The 3,201-nt window shown below is 72.2% G+C and carries 1 protein-coding gene; it reads right to left on the bottom strand.

The features are described from left to right. Positions 1–3,201: amino acid adenylation domain-containing protein (locus ACFVZW_RS36925; protein ID WP_384530962.1), on the bottom strand; the 3,201-nt coding region annotated here is incomplete at both ends.

The following is a 3,201-nucleotide window of genomic DNA, read 5'->3' as shown; positions in this document are numbered from 1 at the left end:
AGGGCCGCTTCGAGCGCGGAGACCAGGTTCCCGGCCGCCGTGCGCACGAACTCACCCACCACACGCGGATCGATCGGCGCCACCGCGTCCACGGCCAGCGTGAACAGGTCGCCGTTGTCGTTGACCGAGACCATCAGCGGGAAGTTGGTGCGCTCCCGCGTGAAGACGGCCCGCATGCCGTCCATGCCCTCGTGGCGACGCTTGTCCGCGCGCTCCTCTGCGCTGCGGCCGGGGTTGTGCCGGAAGTTGAACAGGGCGGTGAACAGCGGGGTGTCACCGGTGACGCCGCTGGCGCGCTGCGCCACGACGAGCGGCGCATGCTCGTGCTCCAGGAGCTCCGCCAGCTGGCCGCGCATCGCGGACACGGCCGCGCGGACACCGGAGGCTTCCATACGGACGCGGACCGGGAGCGTGTTCATGTACGGGCCGGGCACCTGGTCGGCGCCCTCGCCCGCGTTCATACGGCCGAACAGGACGGTGCCGAAGACCACGTCCTCGCGGCCGCTGACCGCCGCGAGCACCCGGGACCACGCGACGTGCATGACGGTCGCGGGGCTGGCCCCCAGGCGCCGCGAGACTTCCCGGAGCCGTACCGTCAACTCCGTGTCGAACGGGACCACTTCACGTACGGCTCCTGCGCCGTCACCGCGCACGTCCGCGACGCCGAAGGGTGCGGTGGGCTCGGTGACGTCGCCGAGCAGGTCGGCGAAGTACCGCTCGTGCTCCGAGCGCTCGACGGCACCGCGCGTCTGGGCGACGAAGTTGCGGTACGGCAGCGGCTGCGCCAGCTCCCGGCCACGGCCCGCGAGGATCGCCTGCACCTCGTTGAAGACGATCTCCAGCGCGGTGTGGTCGCGCACGACGTGGTGCGCCCGCAGCAGGCCGAGCCAGCGTCCGGTGCCGGGGATCCGGGCCGCGTGCATCCGGATCAGCGGTGCCTCGCCGAGGTCCATGCGCAGGCCGCCGGCCGCGACGAGCTGCTCCGTCGGGTCGCCGCCCTCGGGGTCGAGGGTGACGTCGGTGACGGGGAGGGTCACGTGGCGCCAGACGACCTGGACCGGCTCGCGCAGGCCCTCCCACACGATGGACGTGCGGTAGATGTCGTGGCGGTCCACCACCTGCTGGAGCGCGTCCGCGAAGGCGTCGAGCCGGTCGCGGGCATCGAACTCGAGCACGGTCGGCATGACGTAGGCGTCGTCACCGCCGTCCGCGAGGAGGTGGTGGAAGAGCAGGCCCTCCTGGAGCGGGGCGAGCGGGTAGACGTCCGCGACGTTCGCCGCGCCACCGTCGACGGTGGCGACGACCGCGGCCAGTTCCTCGGCGGTGAGGTCGACGAGCGGCAGCATGTCGGGCGTGATCTCGGTCGCGTCGGCAGGGATCAGGTTGGCCGGCACCTCGACCTGGACGGCGCCCGCGGAGGCGGCGAGGCCGGCCGGCGTTGGGGCCTGGAAGAAGGAGCGGACCGAGACGGAGACGCCGCGCTTCTGGAGGAGGGCGACGAGCCGGATGGCGAGGAGCGACTGGCCGCCGAGCCGGAAGAAGTCGTCGTCCACGCCGACGCTCTCCAGGCCCAGGACCTCGGCGAAGGCGGCGCACACGATCTCTTCGCGGGCGTTGGACGGACCGTTCCCCGCACTGACCACGTGCTCGGGAGCGGGCAGGGCCTTGCGGTCCAGCTTGCCGTTGGCCGTCAGCGGCAGGGCGTCCAGGACGACGACGGCCGAGGGGACCATGTACTCGGGCAGGCTCCGGGCCACGAACTCCGCGACCGGCTCCACCGGTTGGCCGCTGGTGACGACGTACGCGACGAGGCGACGGTCACCCGGGCTGTCCTCCCGTACCACCACGGCGGCCTGGACGACCTGCGGGTGCGCCGTGACGGCGGCCTGGACCTCGCCCGGCTCGATACGGAAACCACGGACCTTGACCTGGTCGTCCGTACGGCCCAGGAAGACCAACTGACCGTCCGCCGCCCACTTCACGCGGTCACCGGAGCGGTACATGCGCTCGCCCGACGTCGAGAAGGGGGAAGCCACGAAGCGCTCGGCGGTCAGGGCCGCACGGTTGACGTACGCGCGGGCGAGGCCGGCACCGGAGACGTACAGCTCACCGGCCACACCGACCGGGACGGGCCGAAGGGTCTCGTCGAGGACGAAGACGCGGGCGTTGGGGACGGGCCTGCCGACCACGACGGCGGCCGAGTCGGAGAGGCGGGCGATGGCGGTGTCGACCGTCGCCTCGGTCGGACCGTAGAAGTTGAAGCCCTCCACACCCTCCAGCGACCGCAGCCGCTCCCACAGGCCGGCCGGGACCGCCTCGCCACCGACACCGATACGGGCGGGGTGCTGCTCGTGCGCGAACAGACCCTCGTCCAGGAGGACTTGGAGGTACGAGGGAGTGACCTCGGCGAAGTCGATGCGCGAAGAGCGCATCCACGCCACCAGAGCCCCCGCGTCCAGCCACGTCTCCGCGTCCACCACATGCAGCTCGTGTCCCACGAACAGGGCCGAGAGCTGGTTCCACGACGCGTCGAAGGACACCGACGTCGTCAACGCGACCCTCATCGGCTCCCCGTCCGTGGCGAACACCGTCCGGCTGTGGCCCTCGCAGAGGTTCACCGCACCCCGATGCGGGACCACCACGCCCTTCGGACGGCCCGTCGACCCCGAGGTGTAGATCACGTACGCAGGGTGCTCAGGCCGAATCCGTGTGCCCAGCGGACCGTCGTCCAGCCCCGCCAGCGCCGCCACCGTCTCCGCGTCGTCCAGCAGCACCACGGCCGCTTCCGTCACGGGCAGCACCTCGGCCGTACCGGTGGAGGCGAGCACCGCCACGGGGGCGGCGTCCTCGACCATGTACGCGATGCGGTCGGCCGGATAGTCCGGGTCCATAGGCAGGTAGGCGCCACCGGACTTCAGGACCGCGAGGAGCGCGACGATCAGGTCCGCACCCCGCTCCAGGCACACCCCCACCAGCGACTCCGGACCCACCCCATGAGCGACCAGATGGCGGGCCAACCGGTTGGCCCGGGACTCCAGTTCGGCGTACGAGAGCTCGACACCGGACGCGGCCACCGCGACCGCCTCCGGCGCACGGGCCACGTGCGCCGCGAACAGCTCCGGCAGCGAACCCGCCACCACCGGGACGGCCGTCTCGTTCCACTCCGCCAGAAGTCGGCGCTCGCCCCCGTCCAGGACCTCG

This window comes from Streptomyces sp. NPDC059567 (genome assembly GCF_042735655.1).
Classification (GTDB): Bacteria; Actinomycetota; Actinomycetes; order Streptomycetales; family Streptomycetaceae; genus Streptomyces.
This window is presented reverse-complemented; position numbering and strand designations above follow the sequence as displayed.